The sequence below is a fragment of the Bradyrhizobium sp. 62B genome (assembly GCF_030272265.2).
Lineage (GTDB): Bacteria > Pseudomonadota > Alphaproteobacteria > Rhizobiales > Xanthobacteraceae > Bradyrhizobium.
This window is the reverse complement of sequence record NZ_CP092841.2, coordinates 4,894,674-4,916,451: the sequence shown is the minus strand read 5'-3', so window position 1 is coordinate 4,916,451 and position 21,778 is coordinate 4,894,674. Positions and strand designations below refer to the sequence as shown.

The 21,778-nt window shown below is 64.7% G+C and carries 18 protein-coding genes; 12 read left to right on the top strand and 6 right to left on the bottom strand.

Annotated elements, in window-relative coordinates; translation table 11 throughout:
- Nucleotide 1 precedes the first annotated feature (1 nt).
- Together ML401_RS23495 and ML401_RS23490 are read left to right on the top strand one after the other, a co-directional pair.
- Nucleotides 2–1,252: a RimK family alpha-L-glutamate ligase gene (locus tag ML401_RS23495; protein WP_285807065.1), complete on the top strand. Its 1,251-nt coding sequence runs from the start codon at nucleotides 2–4 to the stop codon at nucleotides 1,250–1,252.
- On the top strand, nucleotides 1,249–2,748 hold the full coding sequence (locus ML401_RS23490) for an aspartate aminotransferase family protein (RefSeq protein ID WP_285807064.1): 1,500 nt from the start codon (nucleotides 1,249–1,251) through the stop codon (nucleotides 2,746–2,748). Before ML401_RS23495 ends, ML401_RS23490 begins: the two co-directional genes overlap by 4 nt.
- Nucleotides 2,749–2,823: 75 nt before the next feature.
- On the opposite strand, the gene flbT is transcribed toward ML401_RS23490, so the two are convergent.
- Nucleotides 2,824–3,264, bottom strand: coding sequence for a flagellar biosynthesis repressor FlbT (gene flbT / locus ML401_RS23485; RefSeq protein WP_285807063.1), 441 nt, complete (start codon nucleotides 3,262–3,264; stop codon nucleotides 2,824–2,826).
- 319 nt (nucleotides 3,265–3,583) lie between these two features.
- Here flbT and ML401_RS23480 point away from each other — a divergent pair, with 319 nt between their 5' ends.
- From ML401_RS23480 to flaF, 5 genes are all read left to right on the top strand, one after another.
- Nucleotides 3,584–5,863: a DUF1522 domain-containing protein gene (locus ML401_RS23480; RefSeq protein WP_285807062.1), complete on the top strand. Its 2,280-nt coding sequence runs from the start codon at nucleotides 3,584–3,586 to the stop codon at nucleotides 5,861–5,863.
- Nucleotides 5,864–6,221: 358 nt separating this feature from the next.
- Entirely contained in the window at nucleotides 6,222–8,501 is a 2,280-nt protein-coding gene (locus ML401_RS23475; protein WP_285807061.1) for a DUF1522 domain-containing protein, read from the top strand.
- Nucleotides 8,502–8,829: 328 nt separating this feature from the next.
- Nucleotides 8,830–11,109: a DUF1522 domain-containing protein gene (locus ML401_RS23470; RefSeq protein ID WP_285807060.1), complete on the top strand. Its 2,280-nt coding sequence runs from the start codon at nucleotides 8,830–8,832 to the stop codon at nucleotides 11,107–11,109.
- Between the two features lie 219 nt (nucleotides 11,110–11,328).
- Nucleotides 11,329–13,623: a DUF1522 domain-containing protein gene (locus tag ML401_RS23465; RefSeq protein ID WP_194403247.1), complete on the top strand. Its 2,295-nt coding sequence runs from the start codon at nucleotides 11,329–11,331 to the stop codon at nucleotides 13,621–13,623.
- Between the two features lie 294 nt (nucleotides 13,624–13,917).
- Entirely contained in the window at nucleotides 13,918–14,286 is a 369-nt protein-coding gene (gene flaF / locus ML401_RS23460; protein WP_008554779.1) for a flagellar biosynthesis regulator FlaF, read from the top strand.
- Nucleotides 14,287–14,420: 134 nt separating this feature from the next.
- Here flaF and ML401_RS23455 read toward each other — a convergent pair whose 3' ends face one another.
- From ML401_RS23455 to ML401_RS23440, 4 genes are all read right to left on the bottom strand, one after another.
- Nucleotides 14,421–14,780, bottom strand: a complete 360-nt coding sequence (locus ML401_RS23455; protein WP_194403246.1) for a hypothetical protein — start codon at nucleotides 14,778–14,780, stop codon at nucleotides 14,421–14,423.
- Nucleotides 14,781–14,939: 159 nt separating this feature from the next.
- Nucleotides 14,940–15,437, bottom strand: coding sequence for a hypothetical protein (locus ML401_RS23450; protein ID WP_194403245.1), 498 nt, complete (start codon nucleotides 15,435–15,437; stop codon nucleotides 14,940–14,942).
- Nucleotides 15,438–15,448: 11 nt separating this feature from the next.
- Nucleotides 15,449–15,817, bottom strand: coding sequence for a flagellar assembly peptidoglycan hydrolase FlgJ (gene flgJ / locus ML401_RS23445; RefSeq protein WP_211418869.1), 369 nt, complete (start codon nucleotides 15,815–15,817; stop codon nucleotides 15,449–15,451).
- Nucleotides 15,817–16,941 carry a flagellar basal body P-ring protein FlgI gene (locus tag ML401_RS23440; protein WP_194403243.1) on the bottom strand — a complete coding sequence of 375 codons (1,125 nt, stop codon included), beginning with the start codon at nucleotides 16,939–16,941 and terminating at the stop codon, nucleotides 15,817–15,819. The genes flgJ and ML401_RS23440 overlap by 1 nt, the downstream gene beginning before the upstream one ends.
- 286 nt (nucleotides 16,942–17,227) lie before the next feature.
- On the opposite strand from ML401_RS23440, the gene ML401_RS23435 reads away from it, so the two are divergent.
- A complete protein-coding gene (locus ML401_RS23435; protein WP_194403242.1) occupies nucleotides 17,228–17,641 on the top strand; it encodes a flagellar assembly protein FliX in 414 nt (137 codons plus the stop codon).
- 13 nt (nucleotides 17,642–17,654) lie between these two features.
- On the opposite strand, the gene ML401_RS23430 is transcribed toward ML401_RS23435, so the two are convergent.
- Nucleotides 17,655–18,026 carry a helix-turn-helix domain-containing protein gene (locus ML401_RS23430; RefSeq protein WP_128917938.1) on the bottom strand — a complete coding sequence of 124 codons (372 nt, stop codon included), beginning with the start codon at nucleotides 18,024–18,026 and terminating at the stop codon, nucleotides 17,655–17,657.
- 177 nt (nucleotides 18,027–18,203) lie between these two features.
- Between ML401_RS23430 and ML401_RS23425 the strand changes: the two genes are divergently transcribed.
- The 4 genes from ML401_RS23425 to ML401_RS23410 all read left to right on the top strand — a co-directional run bounded on the left by ML401_RS23425 (nucleotide 18,204) and on the right by ML401_RS23410 (nucleotide 21,705).
- Entirely contained in the window at nucleotides 18,204–18,815 is a 612-nt protein-coding gene (locus ML401_RS23425; RefSeq protein ID WP_285807059.1) for an NAD(P)-dependent oxidoreductase, read from the top strand.
- A 215-nt stretch (nucleotides 18,816–19,030) separates the two neighbouring features.
- Complete coding sequence (gene dksA, locus ML401_RS23420; protein ID WP_008554760.1) at nucleotides 19,031–19,396, top strand: RNA polymerase-binding protein DksA; 366 nt, start codon at nucleotides 19,031–19,033, stop codon at nucleotides 19,394–19,396.
- 296 nt (nucleotides 19,397–19,692) lie between these two features.
- Nucleotides 19,693–20,493: a phytanoyl-CoA dioxygenase family protein gene (locus ML401_RS23415; RefSeq protein ID WP_285807058.1), complete on the top strand. Its 801-nt coding sequence runs from the start codon at nucleotides 19,693–19,695 to the stop codon at nucleotides 20,491–20,493.
- Between the two features lie 432 nt (nucleotides 20,494–20,925).
- A complete protein-coding gene (locus tag ML401_RS23410) occupies nucleotides 20,926–21,705 on the top strand; it encodes a 2-keto-4-pentenoate hydratase (protein ID WP_285807057.1) in 780 nt (259 codons plus the stop codon).
- Nucleotides 21,706–21,778: the final 73 nt, after the last annotated feature.

The following is a 21,778-nucleotide window of genomic DNA, read 5'->3' as shown; positions in this document are numbered from 1 at the left end:
GATGCAGCATCCGGTTTCCGCGCCGCTTCGCATGACCGCGGCGAACTTTGCCGATCGCATCGGCTTTGCGCAGTTGACGCGCCGGGCCTTCGAAGGTGTCGACCTGCATCCGCTGCGCGATCATCTGGTGGCGCGGATCGCGGCAGGAACGGCGCAGGCGGGCGAAGGACTGGACCTGTCGCTGATCACCCAGCTTCTCGGCGACAAGGATCGAGGTCTTGCGATCCAGTCGGAGGTGCTGGCCTTCCATCAATTGTTCCGCACGCCGAGCACTGCTGTGAAGCCGGGCTTGCGCGTGCTGGCGCTTGCCGCCGACATCGACATGGGCGGCAATACCCCGATCGATTTTCTGCTTGAAGGCTCCGACATCGAGCTGTTGACGCTCTACGTGGTCAAGGGCGTCGGCCTGCCGGAGAGTCTGCCCGAGCACGACGTTGCCATCGTTGTCGCCTCCGATTCCGAGGAATGCCGTGAGGCGCTCGACCTGATCGAGAAGGCCGCACCGCAATGGCCGCGGCCGCTGCTCAATCGTCCCGATCGCATCGGCAATCTCGATCGCGACAAGCTGCATCGGCTGCTGGCCGGCGTACCGGGTCTCGACATTCCCGCGACCATCCACGCGGCGCGCGCGCAATTGTCGGATCTTTCGCAAGGGCGGATCGCTTGCCGAGACATCGCGGGTGAACTGCGCTTTCCGATGATCGCGCGGCCGCGCGGCTCGCATGCCGGCGTCGGGCTCGCAAAGCTCGACGATGCGGCGGCGCTCGCATCCTATCTCGCCGAGCGCGACGAGCAGGATTTCTTCGTCGCGCGCTTCGTCGACTATGTGAACGGCGACGGGCTCTATCGCAAGTATCGTCTCGCGATGGTCGACGGAAAGCCTTACGCCTGCCACATGGCGATCGCCGACCGTTGGGATATCTGGTATCTCAACGCCTACATGGCATTCAGCGAGGAGAAGCGAGCAGAAGAGGCGCTCTTCATGCGCGATTTCCATCACGCCTTCGCGGCGCGTCACAGCAGCGCGCTCGACGAGATGAGCAGGCGCGTCGGCCTCGATTATTTCATCGTCGATTGCGCGGAGAACCAGGCTGGCGAACTCCTGGTCTTCGAAGCCGACAACACCGCCGTCGTGCACAACATGGATTCGCAAGACGTGTTTCCCTACAAGCCGCCGCAGATGCGCAAGATCTTCGCGGCGTTCGCGGCGATGCTGTCGCGGCATGCTGCAGCCGTGGAGAGCGCAACATGAATGAGATCATCCGCAACGCGCAAAGCACCACTGCGCACACCTCGCTCGATCCGCAGGACTGGAGCGCATTTCGCGCGCTGGCTCATCGCATGCTCGACGAGACGATCGACGGCATCGCCAATGTCCGGACGCGTCCCGTCTGGCAGCCGATCCCCGATGAGGTCCGCGCTTCATTCAAGGCCGACGTGCCGCGCGAGGCGAGCGATCTCGCCGAGGTCTACGGCGAATTCGCCGAACACATCGCGCCCTATGCGACCGGCAACGTCCATCCCGGCTTCATGGGCTGGGTGCATGGCGGCGGCACCGCGGTCGGCATGCTCGCGGAAATGCTCGCGGCCGGCCTCAACGCGAATCTTGGCGGACGGGACCATATGCCGATCGAGGTCGAGCGCCAGATCGTCGACTGGATGCGCCGCCTGTTCGCTTTTCCGGACAGCGCGAGCGGCATCTTCGTCACGGGCACGTCGATGGCCAATCTGATGGCGGTGCTGGTGGCGCGCACGGCAGCGCTGGGCACGCTGGCGCGGCAGTACGGCATCGGCAATGACGGCGCGCTGCTCGCAGCCTATACGTCGCAGGCCGCGCATGGCTGTGTCTCCAGGGCGATGGACATTGCCGGGCTCGGCACCGATGCGCTGCGCAAGATCGGCGTCGATGCCGATCATCGCATCGACGTTGCCGCGCTGCGCGCGCAGATCGCCGTCGATCGCGAGGTCGGCTTCAAGCCGTTCCTGGTCGTCGCGTCTGCCGGCACGGTGGACATTGGTGCGATCGACGATCTCAAGGCCATTGCACAGCTGTGCCGCGAGGAGGGAATCTGGTTTCACGTCGACGGCGCTTTCGGCGCGCTCGCGATTCTGTCGCCCGAGCTCGCGCCGCTGCTCGGCGGTATCGAGCTCGCCGATTCCATTGCACTCGACTTCCACAAATGGGGTCAGGTGCCTTACGATGCCGGCTTCCTGCTGGTGCGCGATGGCGAGCAGCATCGGCAGGCCTTTGCGCAGCCCGCGGCCTATCTGCGCCGCGAGGCGAGGGGGCTTGCGGCGGGGGCGGTCTGGCCTTGCGATCTCGGCCCCGATCTGTCGCGCGGCTTCCGTGCGCTGAAGACGTGGTTCACGCTGAAGACGTTCGGCACCGACCGGCTCGGTGCGGCGATCGCGCGAAGCTGCGCGCTGGCGAAGTATCTCGAAGCACGCGTGCTGGCCGAACCGCGATTGGAATTGCTGGCGCCGGTCAACCTAAACATCGTCTGTTTCCGCTACCGTGCCATTGACGCGGTCAACCGCGAGATCGTTGCCGACATCCAGGAGTCCGGAATAGCGGCACCGTCGAGCACGACGCTGGACGGCAAGTTCGCGATCCGCGCCGCGATCGTCAACCACCGCACCGAGGCGGCGGACATCGATGCGCTCGTCGCGGCGGTGCTGGAGTTCGGCGGACGGCGCTGCGGCGAGGATCTGATCGAGGTCGAGGCACCGCCGCTCGCGGCGCAATAGCGCACGCATTGTTGAAACGACAACGGCCCCGGAGATGATCCGGGGCCGTTGTCGTCTGCGGGACTGTGTCGTTGATCAGGCGGCGGAGCTCACGTCGTCTTTGGCCGCTTCAGCCGTGGGATGCGTGGCCTCGAACTGGCTTCGCAGCTTCTCCTCATAGGCGATCAGTTTGCGGGCATCCTTGAGCGCCCGGTAGAGGTCGCCATTCAGGATGTTGTTGTTGATGGCCTCGATGATCGGCCAGGCACTCGGCACGGCGGTGACGATGTCGCGCACCAGGTTGAAATAGGTGCCGTGCTGGGTCTGCGGATCCGGCGAGATGTACATGAGCTGCACCGCCAGATAGACGAGCTTGGCAGGCGTATCGGCGGTCTCCGGCGTGAGGATGTCGCGCTCGCGCAGGATGGGCACGTTGTCGCCGTCGATCAGGAGGCGGGCGCGCTGCTCCGTGTTGGTAATCACGCAGTTACCGACGATGATGCGTTCGTGCGGTCTGAGCTCGACCTTGAGGGCCATGCCTGTTCTCCATCAACGCTTTCGTAACCGAGCGTTCGTTGCGGCCTCTGAAGACGTGATTCTCGCTCGCAATTAGTTAACGAGCTGTAAATCCACACCGGTCGCACTGAAAAGCCCAATATTTTCAAAGGTGCATTTGTGCGGCGGCGCAGCGATCCGCGCCGTTCCCCGGGCCGAATCACACGTGACCCGGCGAAAGTGCGGGTTTCATTTCATGTTTCGTTAGAGGTCTCGGCGCCACGGTCCGCCGTCGCTGGATCACTCGCGATCCAAGCAGACGTGTAACAGTAGCGTCGTTTACCAGAAAGGTAACAGAGTCATGTCCGGTATCGTCCTCTCCGCATCGGTTCGTCAGAACCTGCTCTCCCTCCAGTCCACCGCTGACCTCCTCGCCACCACGCAGAACCGTCTGTCGACCGGCAAGAGCGTCAACTCGGCTCTCGACAATCCGACCAACTTCTTCACGGCACAGTCGCTCGACAACCGCGCCAGCGACATCAACAACCTCCTCGATGGCATTGCCAACGGCGTGCAGGTGCTGCAGGCTGCCAACACCGGCATCACCTCACTGCAGAAGCTGATCGATAGCGCGAAGTCGATCGCCAACCAGGCGCTGCAGACCACGGTCGGCTACTCCACCAAGTCGAACGTCTCCGCCACCATTTCGGGTGCGACCGCGGCCGACCTGCGCGGCACGACCTCCTTTGCCAGCGCGACGGCGAGCAGCAACGTCGTGTATAGCGGCGCTGCCGGCGGCACCACCGCGGCGAGCGGCACCACGACCCTCGGCGCCACCATCGGCTCCTTTACGGGCACCGCGGGGACGGCCGGTGACGGCACCACCGCCTTGACCGGCGCCATCACTCTGATCGCCACCAACGGCACGACCGCAACCGGCCTCGCCAGCAACGCCCAGCCTGCCGACGGCGACACGCTGACCGTGAACGGCAAGACCATCACCTTCCGCTCGGGCTCTGCTCCGGCTTCGACTGCGGTTGCGTCCGGTTCGGGCGTCAGCGGCAACCTCGTCACCGACGGCAGCGGCAACACCACCGTCTACCTCGGCACCGCGGGCACCCCGGCTGCGACCGTCAGCGATCTGTTGACCGCGGTCGATCTGGCCAGCGGCGTCAAGACGGCTTCGATCACCTCGGGTGCTGCGACGATCGCCACCAGCGTCAACCAGACCGCTTCGAGCGTTGGTGCGGGTGCCGTCACGCTGAAGAGCTCGACGGGTGCGGATCTGAGCGTGACCGGCAAGGCCGACCTGCTCAAGTCTCTCGGCCTGACCACGTCTGTGGGCGGCGGCAACGCCACCGTGAGCGTCAACCGGACCACGAGCTCGGGCTCGCTGGGTGCGACGATCGCTGATGGTTCGACGCTGAACGTCGACGGTCACGTCATCACCTTCAAGAACGCGCCGATCCCAGGTTCGACCGGTGCTCCGAGCGTTCCGAGCGGCTTCGGTGCGAGCGGTAACGTCCTCACCGACGGCGCCGGCAACTCGACGGTCTATCTGCAGGGCGGCACGATCAACGACGTCCTGAAGGCGATCGACCTTGCCACCGGCGTGCAGACCGCGACGGTCAATGCCAACGGCACCGCGACGCTTGCGACGGCGACCGGCCAGACCAACTCGTCGATCAACGCCTCGGGCCAGCTCAAGCTCTCGACCGGCGTCAACGCCGATCTGTCGGTCACCGGCACCGGCAATGCTCTGAACGCGCTCGGCCTCGCCGGCAACACCGGGACGGCGACCGCCTTCACCGCGGCGCGCACCTCCGGCGTCGGCGGCATCAGCGGCAAGACCTTGACCTTCACCTCCTTCAACGGCGGCACGGCGGTCAATGTCACCTTCGGCGACGGCACCAACGGCACGGTCAAGACGCTCGATCAGCTCAACACCAAGCTGCAGGCCAACAACCTGACGGCGACGATCGACGCCAACGGCCTGCTGACGGTCTCGACCACCAACGACTACGCGTCCTCGACCATCGGTTCGAGCGCCGCAGGTGGTGCCATCGGCGGAACGCTGACGACCTCGCTCACGTTCTCGACGGCTTCTACCCCCGTCCAGGATACGGTTGCGCAGACGTCGCGTGCGAACCTGGTGTCTCAGTACAACAACATCCTGAACCAGATCGACACGACCTCGCAGGACTCCTCGTTCAACGGCGTTAACCTCTTGAACGGCGACCAGCTCAAGCTGGTGTTCGACGAGACCGGCAAGTCGAACCTGAGCATCACCGGCGTGACCTACAACTCCAAGGGTCTGGGCCTCGCCTCGCTGACCAGCGGTGTCGACTTCATCGACAACGCTGCCACCAACAAGGTGCTGACCAACCTGAACGCCGCGTCGAGCACGCTGCGCTCGGAAGCCTCGAGCCTCGGTTCGAACCTCTCGGTGGTGCAGGTTCGTCAGGACTTCAACAAGAGCCTGATCAACGTGCTGCAGACCGGTTCGTCCAACCTGACGCTGGCCGACACCAACACCGAAGCGGCCAACAGCCAGGCGCTGTCAACCCGCCAGTCGATCGCGGTCTCCGCGCTGTCGCTGGCCAACCAGTCGCAGCAGAGCGTGCTGCAGCTGCTCCGCTAAGTCGCGGACGACATCGCAAGCAAGATCCGGCGGCGGGGCTTCGGCCCCGCCGCTTTCTTTTTGCGTCGGCATCGGGATGCCTTTTGGCAATCTCGAATGATGCGTTCGAGTCCAGCGAATTGCTCACTCTGAGTTATGGTTGACAAGTGGCAAACGCGTCGCCGCTGCACCAAAAAGCATCATGTGATCATGACGATACGACGAAGCGCGGTTCGGCTCCGATTGCGCACATGGTGAATCCGCGGAGGGACTGGAGCGACACGCTTCATGTTTTGTTAGCCCTCGACGTTCACCGTCCCGGCATCGATTAATCCTAATCGAAGTTTTGTTGCGTTGCGTACCAGAAGGGTAACACTCAATGTCCGGTATCGTCCTCTCCGCATCGGTTCGTCAGAACCTGCTCTCCCTCCAGTCCACCGCTGACCTCCTCGCCACCACGCAGAGCCGTCTGTCGACCGGCAAGAGCGTCAACTCGGCCCTCGACAATCCGACCAACTTCTTCACGGCACAGTCGCTCGACAACCGCGCCAGCGACATCAACAACCTGCTCGATGGCATCGCCAACGGCGTGCAGGTGCTGCAGGCTGCCAACACCGGCATCACCTCACTGCAGAAGCTGATCGACTCTGCGAAGTCGATCGCCAACCAGGCGCTCCAGACCACGGTCGGCTACTCCACCAAGTCGAACGTCTCCACCACGATCTCCGGTGCGACGGCGGCCGACCTGCGCGGCACGACCTCCTTTGCCAGCGCGACGGCGAGCAGCAACGTCGTGTATAGCGGCGCTGCCGGCGGCACCACCGCGGCGAGCGGCACCACGACCCTCGGCGCCACTATCGGCTCCTTTACGGGCACCGCGGGGACGGCCGGTGACGGCACCACCGCCTTGACCGGCGCCATCACTCTGATCGCCACCAACGGCACGACCGCAACCGGCCTCGCCAGCAACGCCCAGCCTGCCGACGGCGACACGCTGACCGTGAACGGCAAGACCATCACCTTCCGCTCGGGCTCTGCTCCGGCTTCGACTGCGGTTGCGTCCGGTTCGGGCGTCAGCGGCAACCTCGTCACCGACGGCAGCGGCAACACCACTGTCTACCTCGGCACCGCGGGCACCCCGGCTGCGACCGTCAGCGATCTGTTGACCGCGGTCGATCTGGCCAGCGGCGTCAAGACGGCTTCGATCACCTCGGGTGCTGCGACGATCGCCACCAGCGTCAACCAGACCGCTTCGAGCGTTGGTGCGGGTGCCGTCACGCTGAAGAGCTCGACGGGTGCGGATCTGAGCGTGACCGGCAAGGCCGACCTGCTCAAGTCTCTCGGCCTGACCACGTCTGTGGGCGGCGGCAACGCCACCGTGAGCGTCAACCGGACCACGAGCTCGGGCTCGCTGGGTGCGACGATCGCTGATGGTTCGACGCTGAACGTCGACGGTCACGTCATCACCTTCAAGAACGCGCCGATCCCAGGTTCGACCGGTGCTCCGAGCGTTCCGAGCGGCTTCGGTGCGAGCGGTAACGTCCTCACCGACGGCGCCGGCAACTCGACGGTCTATCTGCAGGGCGGCACGATCAACGACGTCCTGAAGGCGATCGACCTTGCCACCGGCGTGCAGACCGCGACGGTCAATGCCAACGGCACCGCGACGCTTGCGACGGCGACCGGCCAGACCAACTCGTCGATCAACGCCTCGGGCCAGCTCAAGCTCTCGACCGGCGTCAACGCCGATCTGTCGGTCACCGGCACCGGCAATGCTCTGAACGCGCTCGGCCTCGCCGGCAACACCGGGACGGCGACCGCCTTCACCGCGGCGCGCACCTCCGGCGTCGGCGGCATCAGCGGCAAGACCTTGACCTTCACCTCCTTCAACGGCGGCACGGCGGTCAATGTCACCTTCGGCGACGGCACCAACGGCACGGTCAAGACGCTCGATCAGCTCAACACCAAGCTGCAGGCCAACAACCTGACGGCGACGATCGACGCCAACGGCCTGCTGACGGTCTCGACCACCAACGACTACGCGTCCTCGACCATCGGTTCGAGCGCCGCAGGTGGTGCCATCGGCGGAACGCTGACGACCTCGCTCACGTTCTCGACGGCTTCTACCCCCGTCCAGGATACGGTTGCGCAGACCTCGCGTGCCAATCTGGTCAACCAGTACAACAACATCCTCCAGCAGATTGACTCCACCGCTCAGGACTCCTCCTTCAACGGTGTCAACCTGCTCAACGGCGACCAGCTCAAGCTGGTGTTCGACGAGACTGCAAAGTCGAGCTTGAGCATCACCGGCGTGACCTACAACTCCAAGGGTCTGGGCCTTGCCGCGCTGACCAGCGGTATCGACTTCATCGACAACGCCGCCACCAACAAGGTGCTGACCAACCTGAACTCCGCGTCGAGCACGCTGCGCTCGGAAGCTTCGGCTCTGGGTTCGAACCTGACGATCGTGCAGGTTCGTCAGGACTTCAACAAGAACCTGATCAACGTGCTGCAGACCGGCTCGTCCAACCTGACGCTGGCCGACACCAACGTCGAAGCGGCCAACAGCCAAGCGCTGTCGACCCGCCAGTCGATCGCGGTCTCCGCGCTGTCGCTGGCCAACCAGTCGCAGCAGAGCGTGCTGCAGCTGCTTCGCTAAGTCGCGGACGACATCGCAGAGCAAGATCAGGCGGCGGGGCTTCGGCCCCGCCGCTTTCTTTTTGCGCATCGCTCGGAGATTCGGCAGGGCAAGTGACGTTCGAAAAGTAACCAACGGTTATGGTTAATGGAGCGTAAGCGCCCGAAATCGACAACGATTTCAATTGGATTTTGAACCGCGGCGGGGAGCCTCACTCGCTTATGGTGAACCGGCGCTTATGCCGGCATCACGCCATTCACCCTTTGTTAGCCACGTCACGGCACGCTGGCCCCGTCACTCGATCCAGAAGCGATCGAACGAAGACGCGTAAGCCAGAAGGGTAAGAGTCATGTCCGGTATCGTTCTCTCTGCGTCGGTTCGTCAGAACCTGCTCTCTCTCCAGTCCACCGCCGACCTCCTCGCCACCACACAGAATCGCCTGTCGACCGGCCGGAGCGTCAACTCGGCCCTGGACAATCCCACCAACTATTTCACGGCCCAGTCGCTCGACAACCGCGCCAGCGACATCAACAACCTGCTCGATGGCATCGCCAACGGCGTGCAGGTGCTGCAGGCTGCCAACACCGGCCTGACCTCGCTGCAGAAGTTGATCGACAGCGCCAAGTCGATCGCCAACCAGGCGCTGCAGACCACGGTCGGCTACTCCACCAAGTCCAACGTCTCCACCACGATCGCCGGTGCGACTGCGGCCGACCTGCGCGGGACGACTTCGTTCGCCAGCGCGACCGCGAGCAGCAACGTGCTGTATAACGGCACGGCCGGCGGCACCACCGCGGCAACCGGCACCACCACGCTCGGCGCCAGCATCGGCTCCTTCGCGAGCACGGGCGCAACCGCCGGCGACGGCACCACGGCGTTGACCGGCGCGATCACCCTGATCGCCACCAACGGCACCACCGCGACCGGCCTTGCCAGCAACGCTCAGCCCGCCGACGGCGACACGCTGACAGTGAACGGCAAAACCATCACCTTCCGCAGCGGCTCGGCTCCGGCCGCCAGCGCGGTTTCTGCCGGATCGGGCGTCAGCGGCAACCTCGTCACAGACGGCAACGGCAACACCACCGTCTATCTCGGCACCGCCGGCACGCCGACTGCGACGGTCAACGATCTGTTGTCCGCGATCGATCTTGCCAGCGGCGTCAAGACGGTGTCCATCAGCTCGGGCGCTGCGACGATCTCCACGAGCGTCGGCCAGACCGCATCGACCGCGGCGGGTGGCGCCGTCACGCTGAGGAGCTCGACGGGTGCGGATCTGAGCGTTACCGGCAAGGCCGACCTGCTCAAGGCGCTTGCCCTGACGACATCCACGGGTGCAGGCAATGCCACTGTGGCCGTCAACCGCACCACGAGCGCGGCCTCGCTGGGCGCGACCATCACCGACGGCTCGACGCTGAACGTCGACGGCCACGTCATTACCTTCAAGAACGCACCGGTCCCGGGTTCGACTGGCGCTCCGAGCGTTCCGACCGGCTACGGTGTGAACGGTAACGTCGTCACCGACGGCAACGGCAACTCGACGGTTTATCTTCAGGCCGGCACGGTCAACGACGTGCTGAAGGCGATCGACCTTGCCACCGGTGTGCAGACCGCAACGATCGCTGCCAACGGTACCGCGACGCTGGCGACGGCGACCGGCCAGTCGAACTCGACGATCAACACGTCCGGCCAGCTCAAGCTCTCGACCGGCATCAACGCCGATCTGTCGATCACCGGCACCGGCAACGCGCTCAACGTGTTCGGTCTCGCCGGCAACACCGGCAACGCCACCGCCTTCACCGCGGCCCGCACCTCGGGCATCGGCGGCATCGCCGGCAAGACGCTGACCTTCACCTCCTTCAACGGCGGCACAGCGGTCAACGTCACCTTCGGCGACGGCACCAACGGCACGGTCAAGACGCTCGACCAGCTCAACACCAAGCTGCAGGCCAACAACCTGTCGGCGACGATCGACGCCAACGGCCTGCTCACCATCACCGCATCCAACGACTACGCGTCATCGACGCTCGGTTCGACCGCGGCGGGTGGTGCGATCGGCGGCACGCTCACTTCGGCGCTGACCTTCTCGACGGCTTCCAACCCCGTCCAAGACGGTGTTGCCCAGACGGCGCGTGCCAATCTGGTGTCTCAGTACAACAACATCCTGAACCAGATCGACACGACCTCGCAGGACTCCTCGTTCAACGGCGTCAACCTCTTGAACGGCGACCAGCTCAAGCTGGTGTTCGACGAGACCGGCAAGTCGAGCCTCAACATCACCGGCGTGACCTACAACTCCAAGGGTCTCGGTCTTGCCGCGCTGACCGTCGGCGTCGACTTCATCGACAACGCCGCGGCCAACCGCGTGCTGACCAATTTGAACGCCGCGTCGAGCACGCTGCGCTCGGAAGCCTCGAGCCTCGGCTCGAACCTCTCGGTCGTTCAGATCCGTCAGGACTTCAACAAGAACCTGATCAACGTGCTGCAGACCGGTTCGTCCAACCTGACCCTGGCCGACACCAACGTCGAAGCGGCCAACAGCCAGGCGCTGTCGACCCGGCAGTCGATCGCGGTCTCCGCGCTGTCGCTGGCCAATACCTCGCAGCAGAGCGTGCTTCAGTTACTCAGATAGTAAGCGGCTGAAATAACTGGATAAAATCGAGCGGCGGGGCCGTTTGCCCCGCCGCTCTTTTTTTGCGTCCTGGGCGGGCAGGGGCGTTCACCCGCCATTAACCCTGTCCCTTAAACCGGCGTTAACCATACTTTAAAGGACACCTCCTAAAACTGGACAAAAGCCCGCTTTGCAGACCGCGCGGCCGATTCGTATCCGGTTCAAGAGGAAGACTCGCCAATGTCCAACATCGTTCTCTCGGCGTCCGTTCGCCAGAACCTGTTGTCGCTGCAGTCGACGGCCGACTTGCTGGCCACGACGCAGGAGCGGCTGTCGACCGGCAAGAAGGTCAACACCGCGCTCGACAATCCCACCAACTTCTTCACGGCGCAGGGGTTGGACAACCGGGCGAGCGACATCAGCAACCTGCTCGACGGCATTAATAACGGTGTCCAGGTGCTGCAGGCCGCCAACACCGGCATCACCTCGCTGCAGAAGCTGATCGACAGCGCGAAATCGATCGCCAACCAGGCGCTGCAGACCACGGTCGGCTACTCCACCAAGTCGAACGTCTCGACCACGATTCCCGGCGCGACGCCTGCGGACCTGCGCGGCACGACCTCCTATGCGAGCGCGACCGCCAAGAGCAACGTGCTTTATACCGGCGCCGCCGGCGGCGTGACCCCGGTTACGGGAACCGCCGCGCTCGGCGCCTCGCTGGGCTCGAGCGCCGGCACGGTGGTCGGGTTCGCCGCGACCGCGGCTGACGGCACCACGGTGCTCAGCGGCACCGCCACGCTCGTCGGCACAACCGCGTCCACCACCTTCGGCGCCGCGCCCGCCGACGGCGATACGATCACCGTGAACGGCAAATCCATCACCTTCCGCACCGGTATTGCCCCGAGCACGCAGCCGACCGGCTGGGGCCTCGACGCCAGCGGCCACATCGCCACGGACGGCAACGGCAATTCGATCGTCTACGAGGGAACGCCGACTGCGCCCGGTGCGACCATCAACGACGTCCTCACCGCGATCGACCTCGCCAGCGGCGTCAAGACTGCAACCATCAGCGCGAGCGCGGCGACCATCGCCATCAGCGGCGCGGCCGGACCCGTCGGCACGCTCCAGACGGCATCATCCATCTCGGGCGGCGGCCAGATCACGCTGAAGAGCTCGACCGGCGCCGATCTCAGCCTGACCGGCAAGGCCGACTTCCTGAACAAGCTCGGGCTGACTGCGGCCACCGGCGCGGGCAATGCGAGCGTCACTGCGAACCGGTCGACGACCGCCGGCTCGCTCGGCACTCTCGTCCAGGACGGCTCGACGCTGAACATCGACGGTCACACCATCACCTTCAAGAACGCGCAGACGCCGCAATCGGCGGCGAGCGTGGCCACCGGCTATGGCGTCAGCGGCAACGTCGTCACCGACGGCAACGGCAACTCGACCGTCTATCTTCAGAGCGCGACGTTGACCGACCTGCTCAACTCGATCGACCTTGCCACCGGCGTCAAGACGGCCGGCATCTTCAACGGCGCGGCGACGCTGTCGACCACCGCGGGCCAGATCCCCTCGTCGGTCAACAGCAGCGGCCAGCTTGCGCTCTCCACCGGCATCAATTCCGACCTGTCGATCACCGGCACCGGCAATGCCCTGAGCGCCTTCGGCCTCAGCGGCAATACGGGAACGGCGACCGCCTTCACCGCGGCGCGCACCTCGGGCGTCGGCGGCGTCAGCGGCAAGACGCTGACCTTCTCGTCCTTCAACGGCGGTACGCCGGTGAACGTCACCTTCGGCGACGGCACCAACGGCACCGTCAAGACGCTCGATCAGCTGAACGTGCAATTGCAGGCGAACCACCTGACGGCGACGATCGATGCCAATGGCGTGCTGACGGTCACCACCGTCAACGAGTACGCGTCCTCGACCCTCGGTTCGACTGCTGCCGGCGGCGCGGTCGGTGGTACGCTCACCGGCGTGCTCGCCTTTACCACCGCGCAGCCACCGATCCAGGATCCCGTCGCGCAGACGGCGCGTTCGAGCCTGGTCAGCCAGTTCAATAATATCCTGGCGCAGATCGACACGACGTCGCAGGACTCGTCCTTCAACGGCATCAACCTGCTCAACGGCGATACGCTGAAGCTGGTCTTCAACGAGACCGGCAGCTCCACGCTCGGCATCAACGGCGTCGTGTTCAACGCGGCGGGTCTCGGTCTCAGCAATCTCGTTCCCGGCACGGACTTCATCGACAACGGCGCCACCAACAAGGTGCTGGCCAGCCTGAATGCCGCCTCGAGCAGACTGCGCTCGGAGGGCTCTTCGCTCGGTTCGAATCTCTCGATCGTGCAGGTGCGTCAGGACTTCTCCAAGAACCTGATCAACGTGCTGCAGACCGGCTCGTCCAACCTGACGCTCGCCGACACCAACGAGGAAGCGGCCAACAGCCAGGCGCTGTCGACCCGCCAGTCGATCGCGGTCTCCGCGCTGTCGCTGGCCAACCAGTCGCAGCAGAGCGTGCTGCAGCTGCTCCGCTAATTTCGAGCGCCAAAGCTCGCTCTTCGAGATTTCGCGGCGGGGCTAACGCCCCGCCGTTCTTTTGAGGGAGATCGCTAAGACAAGATTAGCTGAGATCAGCACGCCTCGCGCGAAGCGCGTTTACATCGTGCGTGCGTGGATCTAGCGTTGCGCTGACGAAGAGCTCCGCGACCCGTAATTGTCCGGAGTGCTTCCAAGCACACACGTAAGCAAATCTTAAGCGGTGCTGCCTAGGGTTGGGAAAGAAATCCTTAAGCGCTTACAACGCGCTAGGTAACCTCCAGGGTGTGATTGATGTCGAATTCCGCTGCCTCGGCTTATGCGCGTGTTGCAACGACCACCGCATCTCCTCGCGACATCGAGGCGCAGACTCTGCTGAAGGCCGCGAACAAGCTCCAGGATGCGGTGAACAATGCCGATCCGCTCAGCGAGCAGACCATGCAGGCCCTGATGTTCAACCGCAAGCTCTGGACGATCTTCCTGAGCGAGGCGATGCGCGACAACAATCCGCAGCCGATCGACGTTCGGCAGAAGATCGCCAACATCAGCGTGTTCGTGTTGAGCCAGACCGCCGCGCTCCAGATGAGCCCGCAGTTCGATCACTTCCGTCCGCTGATCGAGATCAACCGCAACATCGCTGCGGGCCTGTCCGGACGGCCGTGACGGGAACTCGTGATGGTCGACATCACGAGCATGGGACCTGTCGTCTTTCAGAAATGACAATTTGACGCTGACCGGTGCCGGTCAGACGCAGGGCAGAACATCGTCACCGATCCCGCGATCGCGACGCGTGATCGTCAGGCGCTGACATCCGTGCTGAGCGGACGCGAGGGCTGGGACTTCAGATCCTCTGCGTGGAAATAGGCTCGCCGGCGCAGCATCGCTTCGTCGGGGAACTGATTGACCACCGCGTCGGTCCTGTCGTTGACGACCTGGAAGACGAAGGATGCGGCCGCCTGGTCGAACACGACCTGGCGCGAGATGTTCTCGTGGTTCGGCAGATCATTGCGCACGGGCGCGCTCGTATCCGCCGCGGCGACCGTCTGGCTCACCGGAAGATCAGTTTGCACAGCCTCGTTCGCCGCCACGCTGGACGTCGTTACGATCTGCACGGGGGCCGGGATCCCCACCGGCCTGATGCTGAAATCTGTACTCATGGCAGCCTCCTGGTTGCCTCACGTGAGTCAAATCCCAACCCCTCTCATAACGCAACCATGGAACACCAGGACTGAAGACCCGGTAAGGAAACGTGCCTAACCGCGCAACGAAATCGCCGCGCGGTTTTTCGTAAAATTGTCGGTTGTTTTCGTGTGCGCTCAGAGCGAGCGGCTGACCGCGAGCGGGGTGATGTGGCGCGGGCCTGGAGCTGCGCGACGACCTGCGGCCGTATAGGTGTTCGGCACGTTGCGCTTCTGGATCTCGGCATTGACGCCGCGCACGACACTTTCGGAAACCGCGTGCGCGGTCGCGAGCACGGTGAGATTGACCTGGAGCATCGCGCGGAATGCATCGTGGTGGCGGTGCAGCGTCGAGAGCAGCTCCGGCGCGGACTTCGCGAGTTGAGGCTGATTGGCCTTCAGCTGGCTGACGGCACCGACATAGTTTCGCGAGAGCTCCTGCTTCTTGCTCTCGAGCATCATCGCCTCGCGAACCTTGCCGGCGCGAACCAGCTCGGTCTCGCGCTCGATCAGTCCGAGCAGGGCGCTCATCGCATCCATCAGGTCTTCGGCGAGCTTGCGCGCCTCGGCGCTGCCGGGCGCGGTGTTCGGACGCTGGGCCTGCATCGGCTGACGTGAGGCGTTGAAATGGTTCATCTCGATTGACCTTATGCCGTGCGGATCGTTTTCGCCTGCTGCATGATGAGGGTGCGGTAGACTTCGCTGGCGATGCCGACGCCGCCGGCATTGGCGAAGGTCTTGGAATATTGCTCGGTCAGCATCGAGCGCCACACGCCGGTGCCGGGTGTGTCGCCGAACGGGCCTTCGCCCTTCAGGCCCGAGGTCATCTGCGAGAACATGCTGTTGAGGAACATCGCCTCGAAATCGGTGGCGGTCTTCTGCGCCTTGGCCTGCTGCTTCGGCGAGACCTTTTGCAGAGCGCTCGCGAGATCGAAATCGGGCCGGCCGTTGCGGCTCTCGACCGAGAAGGCCGAGGAGTTGGCGACACGCGGGGTGTTGATCGTGCTGGTCTGCATCACATCACCTCGATGTCGGCTTCGATGGCGCCGGCGGCCTTGATCGCCTGGAGGATGCTGATCATGTCGCGCGGGCCGATGCCGAGGCCGTTGAGGCCGTCGACGAGCTGCTGGAGCGAGACGCCGTCCTTGACCACGGCCAGCTTCTTGCCGTCCTCGGTGACCGTGACGCTGCTGCGTGGCGCGACCACGGTTCGGCCGCGCGACAGCGGATTGGGCTGGCTGACCTGGGGGCTCTCGGAGATGGTGACGGTGAGGTTGCCCTGCGCCACCGCGACGGTGGCGACGCGAACGTCGCGGCCCATCACGATGATGCCGCTGCGTTCGTCGATGATGATCTTGGCGGCCAGATCGGGATCGACCTGCAGCTGCTCGATCTCGGTGAGGAACGCGACGACGTTGCCCTTGAACTCCGGCGGGATCGAGAGCTGCACCGTCGAGGGATCGATCGGTTCGGCGGACTTCACGCCGAGATAGTCGTTGATGGCGGCCGCGATGCGCTTGGCGGTGGTGAAGTCGGCGTTGCGCAGCGCCAGGCGCACGTTCGGCAGGCGGTTGAGCGCGAACTCGATCTCGCGCTCGATGATGGCGCCGTTCGCGATGCGTCCCACGGTCGGAACGCCGCGCACGATCTTGGCCGCCTCGCCCTCGGCCTGGAAGCCGGAGATCGCGAGCGAGCCCTGCGCCACCGCGTAGACATTGCCGTCGGCGCCCAACAGAGGGGTGACGAGCAGGGTGCCGCCCTGGAGGTTCTTGGCATCGCCGAGCGCGGAGACGGTGACGTCCATGCGCGTGCCCTGGGTGGCGAACGCCGGCAGATTGCCCGTGACCATCACGGCGGCGACGTTGCCGGTGCGGATGGTGGCGCCGCGGATGTTGACGCCCATGCGCTCGAGCATCGCCTGAAGCGACTGCTTGGTGAAGGGGATGTTGTTGAGCGTGTCGCCGGTGCCGTTGAGGCCGACGACGAGGCCGTAGCCGATGAGCTGGTTCTGTCGCACGCCCTCGATGTTGGCGAGATCCTTGATGCGCGAGGTCGCAGCCGCCGGCGCGACCGAGAGCGCCAGCGCCGATAGCGCAGCGCAGGCCACCCCAACAATCCTCACCCAACGAACGCCTGACATCCCCTGCTCCCCAAAGGTCCCCTAAAGGGGCGCCTCAAATCGGAAAGACCTGCACGACACTCCCATGACGAGCTGGTCCGACGCTGTCCATGCGAGGGCTGTGCCAACCCAGGCCGGCGAGGCTAGGTGGCTGAATAGGTTGAATAAATCTGTCTCGACCGGTGTCAGCCGGCGTTCGCCCTGAGGAGCGAAAATGCCGCCTGTCGGCAGATTTTGCCGGGCCGTTTACGCGCCGTTAACCATAAGACGGCGAAGGTGAGGCATCGATCACCCGGATTCCTTTCCGATGCGCATCTACGGACCGAATGGCACCACGCTTGGAACGCCGGCCAGCCAGGCCAGGCGGACCGGCTCCGGCACCTTCGTGCTGCCCGACGCCTCGTCGGCGCAGGAGACGCGGAGCGCCGCCGCACCGAAGGCTGCCGCCAACATCGACGGGCTGCTTGCCTTGCAAGGTGTCGAGGAGGATCCGGTCGAGCGTCGCAAGCGCTCGGTCACGCGCGGCAGGACTGCGCTCGACGTGCTCGACGATCTCAAGATGGGCCTATTGTCCGGCAATCTCGACGCCTCGACCGTAATGCGGCTGCGGGATGCCGCGGCGAACCTGAAATCGTCCTCGGGCGATGCGGGTCTCGATGCGGTGCTTGCCGAGATCGAGCTGCGCGTCGAGGTCGAGCTGGCGAAGGCCGGGCAGGCGTAACCTCCGACCGCGCCTACGCCGCTTCCTCCTTCTGCTGCGCATCATAGCGGCGCTGGGCGGCGAGAACGTCTTTCAGATTCTGCTCGGCCCAATCGCGCAGCGGATCAACGGCGCCGGCGAGCGTCAGCCCGAGCTGCGTGATCGAATACTCCACCGTCACGGGTACGGTCGCGATCGCGTGGCGCTTGAGCAGGCCGTCGCGCTCGAGCGATTTGAGAACCTGGCTCAGCATCTTCTGCGAAATGCCTTCGATCGTGCGGCGCAGCTGATTGAAGCGCATCGGCTCCTCGCGCAGCAGCAGGAGGATCAGCACCGCCCATTTGTCGCCGACGCGGTCGAGGATCTGGCGGGTGGGGCAGTTTGCTGCGTAGACGTCGGGTTTCATCGTCGGTCCTCAGAGTTCGTTCGGTCGCTTGCGGTCCGGGCGTCGGTCGGGAGGGCGCTGGGTCAAGCGCCCGGGTTACCCCGGCGTAATCAGGTAAGCACAAAGTGCTCTCTTAACACCAGCATTCTTTTTGATATCTAGTCGCTATTGGTTACCACAGAAGCGAAGGAACCTTCCATGAAAATCGCAGTTGCCGGCGCCTCGGGCCGGGCCGGGTCGGAGATCACCAAGGAACTGTCCCGCCGCGGCCACGCGGTCACCGCCATCGCCCGCAACCCGGAAAAGATCGCGGCGCTGCCGAACGTCACGCCCACCAAGGGAGACGTGCTCGACCAGGCCGGCCTTGCCAAGCTGTGGGCCGGCCACGACGTCGCCGTGAGTTCCGTGCACTTCCTGGCCAGCGACGCGCGCAAGCTGATCGGCGCGGCGAAGGACGCCAAGGTTGGCCGTTATCTCGTGGTCGGCGGCGCCGGCAGTCTTGAGGTCGCGCCGGGCGTGAAGCTGGTCACGACTCCCAACTTTCCGGCTCAGTACAAGGCGGAAGCCGAGGCCGGCTCGGCCTTCCTCGACCTGTTGCGGCAGGACAAGGAGCTGAACTGGACCTTCATTTCGCCGTCCGCGCTGTTCGTCGAGGGGGAACGCACGGGCAAGTTCCGGCTCGGGACCGATCAGCTTCTCGCAGATGCGAACGGCAAGAGCTGGATCACTTTCGCCGACTACGCCATCGCGCTCGCCGACGAGATCGAGCGGCCGGCCCATCTGCGGCAGCGTTTCACGGTCGGATACTAGGCCTTCGGCCGCCCCCGGGCCCTCCAGGATAAACCTTCCTGTGCAAGGGCTTGGGGGTACCGGCCGGGCCCTCAGGGAAAGATTGTCTGTCACAGGAGGCCGCTATATAACGCCCCGCTCAACGGACCCTGTTTCCGTTGCGAGTCGTTGCTTAGACAGATAGGCCGCCCTTGGAAAAGTTGAAAAACTACCGACCGACCGAAAAAGAGCCTTTCATGAACGACCGGCAGAAGGAGTACTTCCGTTTGAAGCTCCTTGCCTGGAAGGATGAGATCCTCAAAGAGTCCAAGCTCACCCTGCAGGCTCTGCAGGAGGAGAACGTGAACCACCCCGATCTTGCCGATCGGGCATCGTCCGAAACCGACCGCGCCATCGAACTCCGCGCCCGCGACCGCCAGCGCAAGTTGATCGCCAAGATCGACGCCGCGCTCCAGCGCATCGAGGACAACACCTATGGCTATTGCGAGGACACCGGCGAGCCGATCTCGTTGAAGCGGCTCGAGGCCCGGCCCATCGCGACGCTCTCGGTGGAAGCGCAGGAGCGCCACGAGAAACGCGAGAAGGTCTATCGCGACGAATAGAGACGGAGCCGTAGCGATGCGGCTCTTTTGTTTTTGTGGCGTAAGGTGCGCTGTTTCGCGCCGCGTTCGGCGTTTGCCTGCCGCTTGAACGCCGCCTCTCCGGCGCGTAGATTCGCGCCGCCATGATGATTTGCACTCTCAACATCGCATCGGTCTTCTTCCTGGGTTGAGCGCAGGCGCCTCCGCCGCGGAGGCATTGCGTCCCGCGAGCCCGGCTTGCGGATTCCCACCGATCGACCCAGCCGGTTCCGCAGCGAGCGGACCATGAGGGCTGGGCGAGGCATCGAGAGATCATCATGACCGCCGTTCCCCGCGCGTTGGACGACGCGCAAATTGCCCAATTCATCCGCGACGGCTTTGTCCGGATCGACAATGCTTTCCCCCGTGAGCTCGCCGAGGCGGCCCGCGTCATCATGTGGCGCGATCTGCCGTGCAGCGAGCACGACCCCGCGAGCTGGACCCGGCCCGTGGTGCGGCTGCCCTATTATGGCGACCCGCCGTTCCGCGATGCCATCAACACCGCATTGCTCCATGCAGCCTTCGACCAGATCGTCGGGCAGGGGCGATGGCGGCCGCGGCGCGACATTGGCACCTTTCCGGTGCGCTTCCCGCATCCCGACGACCCCGGCGATGCCGGCTGGCACGTCGATCTCAGCTTTCCCGGCGAGGATGACAACCCAAACGAAGCGCAGGATCACATGGCCTGGCGCGTCAACGTCACCTCGCGCGGGCGGGCGTTGCTGCTGCTGTTCCTGTTCTCCGACATCGGTGACGACGATGCGCCGACGCGGATCCGGGTCGGCTCGCATATGCCGATGGCGCGCTATCTGGCACCGGCCGGCGATGCGGGGCGAGCGCACATGATGCTTGAGCAGATGGGGGCCGATTGTCCGGTTGTCCTTGCGACCGGTGCGGCCGGCACGGTCTATCTCTGCCATCCCTTCCTGGTTCATGCCGCGCAGAAGCATCAGGGAACGCGACCGCGCTTCCTGGCGCAGCCGCCGCTGCATCTCGCCGAGCCATACCGGCTGGAGCGAAGCGAGGGCGACTACTCGCCGGTCGAGGTCGCCATCCGCATCGCACTCGGACGCAATTGAGGGACGCTCTCGGCGTTGTGGCGCACGCTTGTGCCACAACGCCCCTGTCGTGTGACGACGGTTGGTTTGATCGCGAAAAATGAATCGCGATCAATGGGCTAGAGTCAAATCCTCCGTGCTCACGTGAGTTCGCATGAGAAAAAGCTTTCACTTCAGGTGCGGGACGTTTTGCGAGTCGCATCAAGGAGATCGACCGGCATCTTGAGACGGCGGCGCAGCGGCTTCATGCATCGCTGCAATCAGGGTTCTCGTGCCGCGCGGGCGCATGGGCCTCTGGCGCGTGGCTCCATAAAGACCGGACCGACTCAATTTTTCCTTAAGCGGCGGGCTCCCCCCGTAATCGACCCGGCCGAGCGCCGAGCGGCGCTTGTCAGGCCCGGGTTGGAATGCTGAAGTGTCGCCCACAATTGCGTAGCGTGGGAGGCGGCGCCGATGGACAAGATTCTCGAAGCCGCGAAGGCGATCGCGCTGGCGCGCCGCAACCATGCGCCGCTTGCGGCGCTGGAACGTCCGCCGATGGATGAAGCCGAGGGCTATCAGGTCCAGCGCGCGCTGCATGATCTGCTGCTGGCGCATGCCGGGCCGCTGGTCGGCTACAAGATCGGCTGCACCAGCCAGGTGATGCAGGACTATATCGGCATCCCCCACCCCTGCGGCGGCGGCGTGTTCCAGAAGGGCGTGCATGACAGCGGGGCCAAGCTCGCCGCCTCGAACTATGTCCGGGTCGGCGTCGAATGCGAGATCGCGGTCCGGCTGAAGCGCAACCTTGCCGCCGGCGAGGCGCCGTTCACGGCCGAATGGGTCGGCGAGGCCGTTGAAAGTTACCAGCCCGCCATCGAGATCGTCGACGACCGCTATGTGAAGTGGGAGACCATGGGCGCCCCGACCCTGATCGCCGACGATTTCTTCGCCGCCGGCTGCGTGCTGGGCCCGTCGGTTCCGCGCTCGTCCGTGCCGGACCTGAAGGCGGTCAAGGGCCGCGCCATCGTCAACGGCGAGGAGGTCAGCCAAGGCACCGGCGCCGACGTGCTCGGCCATCCGCACAACGCGCTCGCCTGGCTCGCCAACCATCTCGCCGCCGAGGGCAAGGGACTGCACGCGGGGCAACTCGTGCTCACCGGCAGCCTGGTCAAGACGCTGTGGCTGAAGGCCGGCGACAAGGTGCGGATGGAGCTGGACGGGCTCGGCGTGGTGGAGGCGGAGTTTACCTGAGGGGCAGAAGTTGCTTCGGCGTCATTGCGGAGTTGGCGCAGCCGCGTCGATATACGGGCCGGACCTGCGACTG

What these genes read in the sequence shown, in the direction of transcription:
- ML401_RS23495 (WP_285807065.1), top strand. Translation starts at nt 2, where the DNA reads ATGCAGCATCCGGTTTCCGCGCCGCTTCGCATGACCGCGGCGAACTTT.
- ML401_RS23490 (WP_285807064.1), top strand. Translation starts at nt 1,249, where the DNA reads ATGAATGAGATCATCCGCAACGCGCAAAGCACCACTGCGCACACCTCG.
- flbT (WP_285807063.1), bottom strand. Translation starts at nt 3,264, where the DNA reads ATGGCCCTCAAGGTCGAGCTCAGACCGCACGAACGCATCATCGTCGGT.
- ML401_RS23480 (WP_285807062.1), top strand. Translation starts at nt 3,584, where the DNA reads ATGTCCGGTATCGTCCTCTCCGCATCGGTTCGTCAGAACCTGCTCTCC.
- ML401_RS23475 (WP_285807061.1), top strand. Translation starts at nt 6,222, where the DNA reads ATGTCCGGTATCGTCCTCTCCGCATCGGTTCGTCAGAACCTGCTCTCC.
- ML401_RS23470 (WP_285807060.1), top strand. Translation starts at nt 8,830, where the DNA reads ATGTCCGGTATCGTTCTCTCTGCGTCGGTTCGTCAGAACCTGCTCTCT.
- ML401_RS23465 (WP_194403247.1), top strand. Translation starts at nt 11,329, where the DNA reads ATGTCCAACATCGTTCTCTCGGCGTCCGTTCGCCAGAACCTGTTGTCG.
- flaF (WP_008554779.1), top strand. Translation starts at nt 13,918, where the DNA reads ATGTCGAATTCCGCTGCCTCGGCTTATGCGCGTGTTGCAACGACCACC.
- ML401_RS23455 (WP_194403246.1), bottom strand. Translation starts at nt 14,780, where the DNA reads ATGAGTACAGATTTCAGCATCAGGCCGGTGGGGATCCCGGCCCCCGTG.
- ML401_RS23450 (WP_194403245.1), bottom strand. Translation starts at nt 15,437, where the DNA reads ATGAACCATTTCAACGCCTCACGTCAGCCGATGCAGGCCCAGCGTCCG.
- flgJ (WP_211418869.1), bottom strand. Translation starts at nt 15,817, where the DNA reads ATGCAGACCAGCACGATCAACACCCCGCGTGTCGCCAACTCCTCGGCC.
- ML401_RS23440 (WP_194403243.1), bottom strand. Translation starts at nt 16,941, where the DNA reads ATGTCAGGCGTTCGTTGGGTGAGGATTGTTGGGGTGGCCTGCGCTGCG.
- ML401_RS23435 (WP_194403242.1), top strand. Translation starts at nt 17,228, where the DNA reads ATGCGCATCTACGGACCGAATGGCACCACGCTTGGAACGCCGGCCAGC.
- ML401_RS23430 (WP_128917938.1), bottom strand. Translation starts at nt 18,026, where the DNA reads ATGAAACCCGACGTCTACGCAGCAAACTGCCCCACCCGCCAGATCCTC.
- ML401_RS23425 (WP_285807059.1), top strand. Translation starts at nt 18,204, where the DNA reads ATGAAAATCGCAGTTGCCGGCGCCTCGGGCCGGGCCGGGTCGGAGATC.
- dksA (WP_008554760.1), top strand. Translation starts at nt 19,031, where the DNA reads ATGAACGACCGGCAGAAGGAGTACTTCCGTTTGAAGCTCCTTGCCTGG.
- ML401_RS23415 (WP_285807058.1), top strand. Translation starts at nt 19,693, where the DNA reads ATGACCGCCGTTCCCCGCGCGTTGGACGACGCGCAAATTGCCCAATTC.
- ML401_RS23410 (WP_285807057.1), top strand. Translation starts at nt 20,926, where the DNA reads ATGGACAAGATTCTCGAAGCCGCGAAGGCGATCGCGCTGGCGCGCCGC.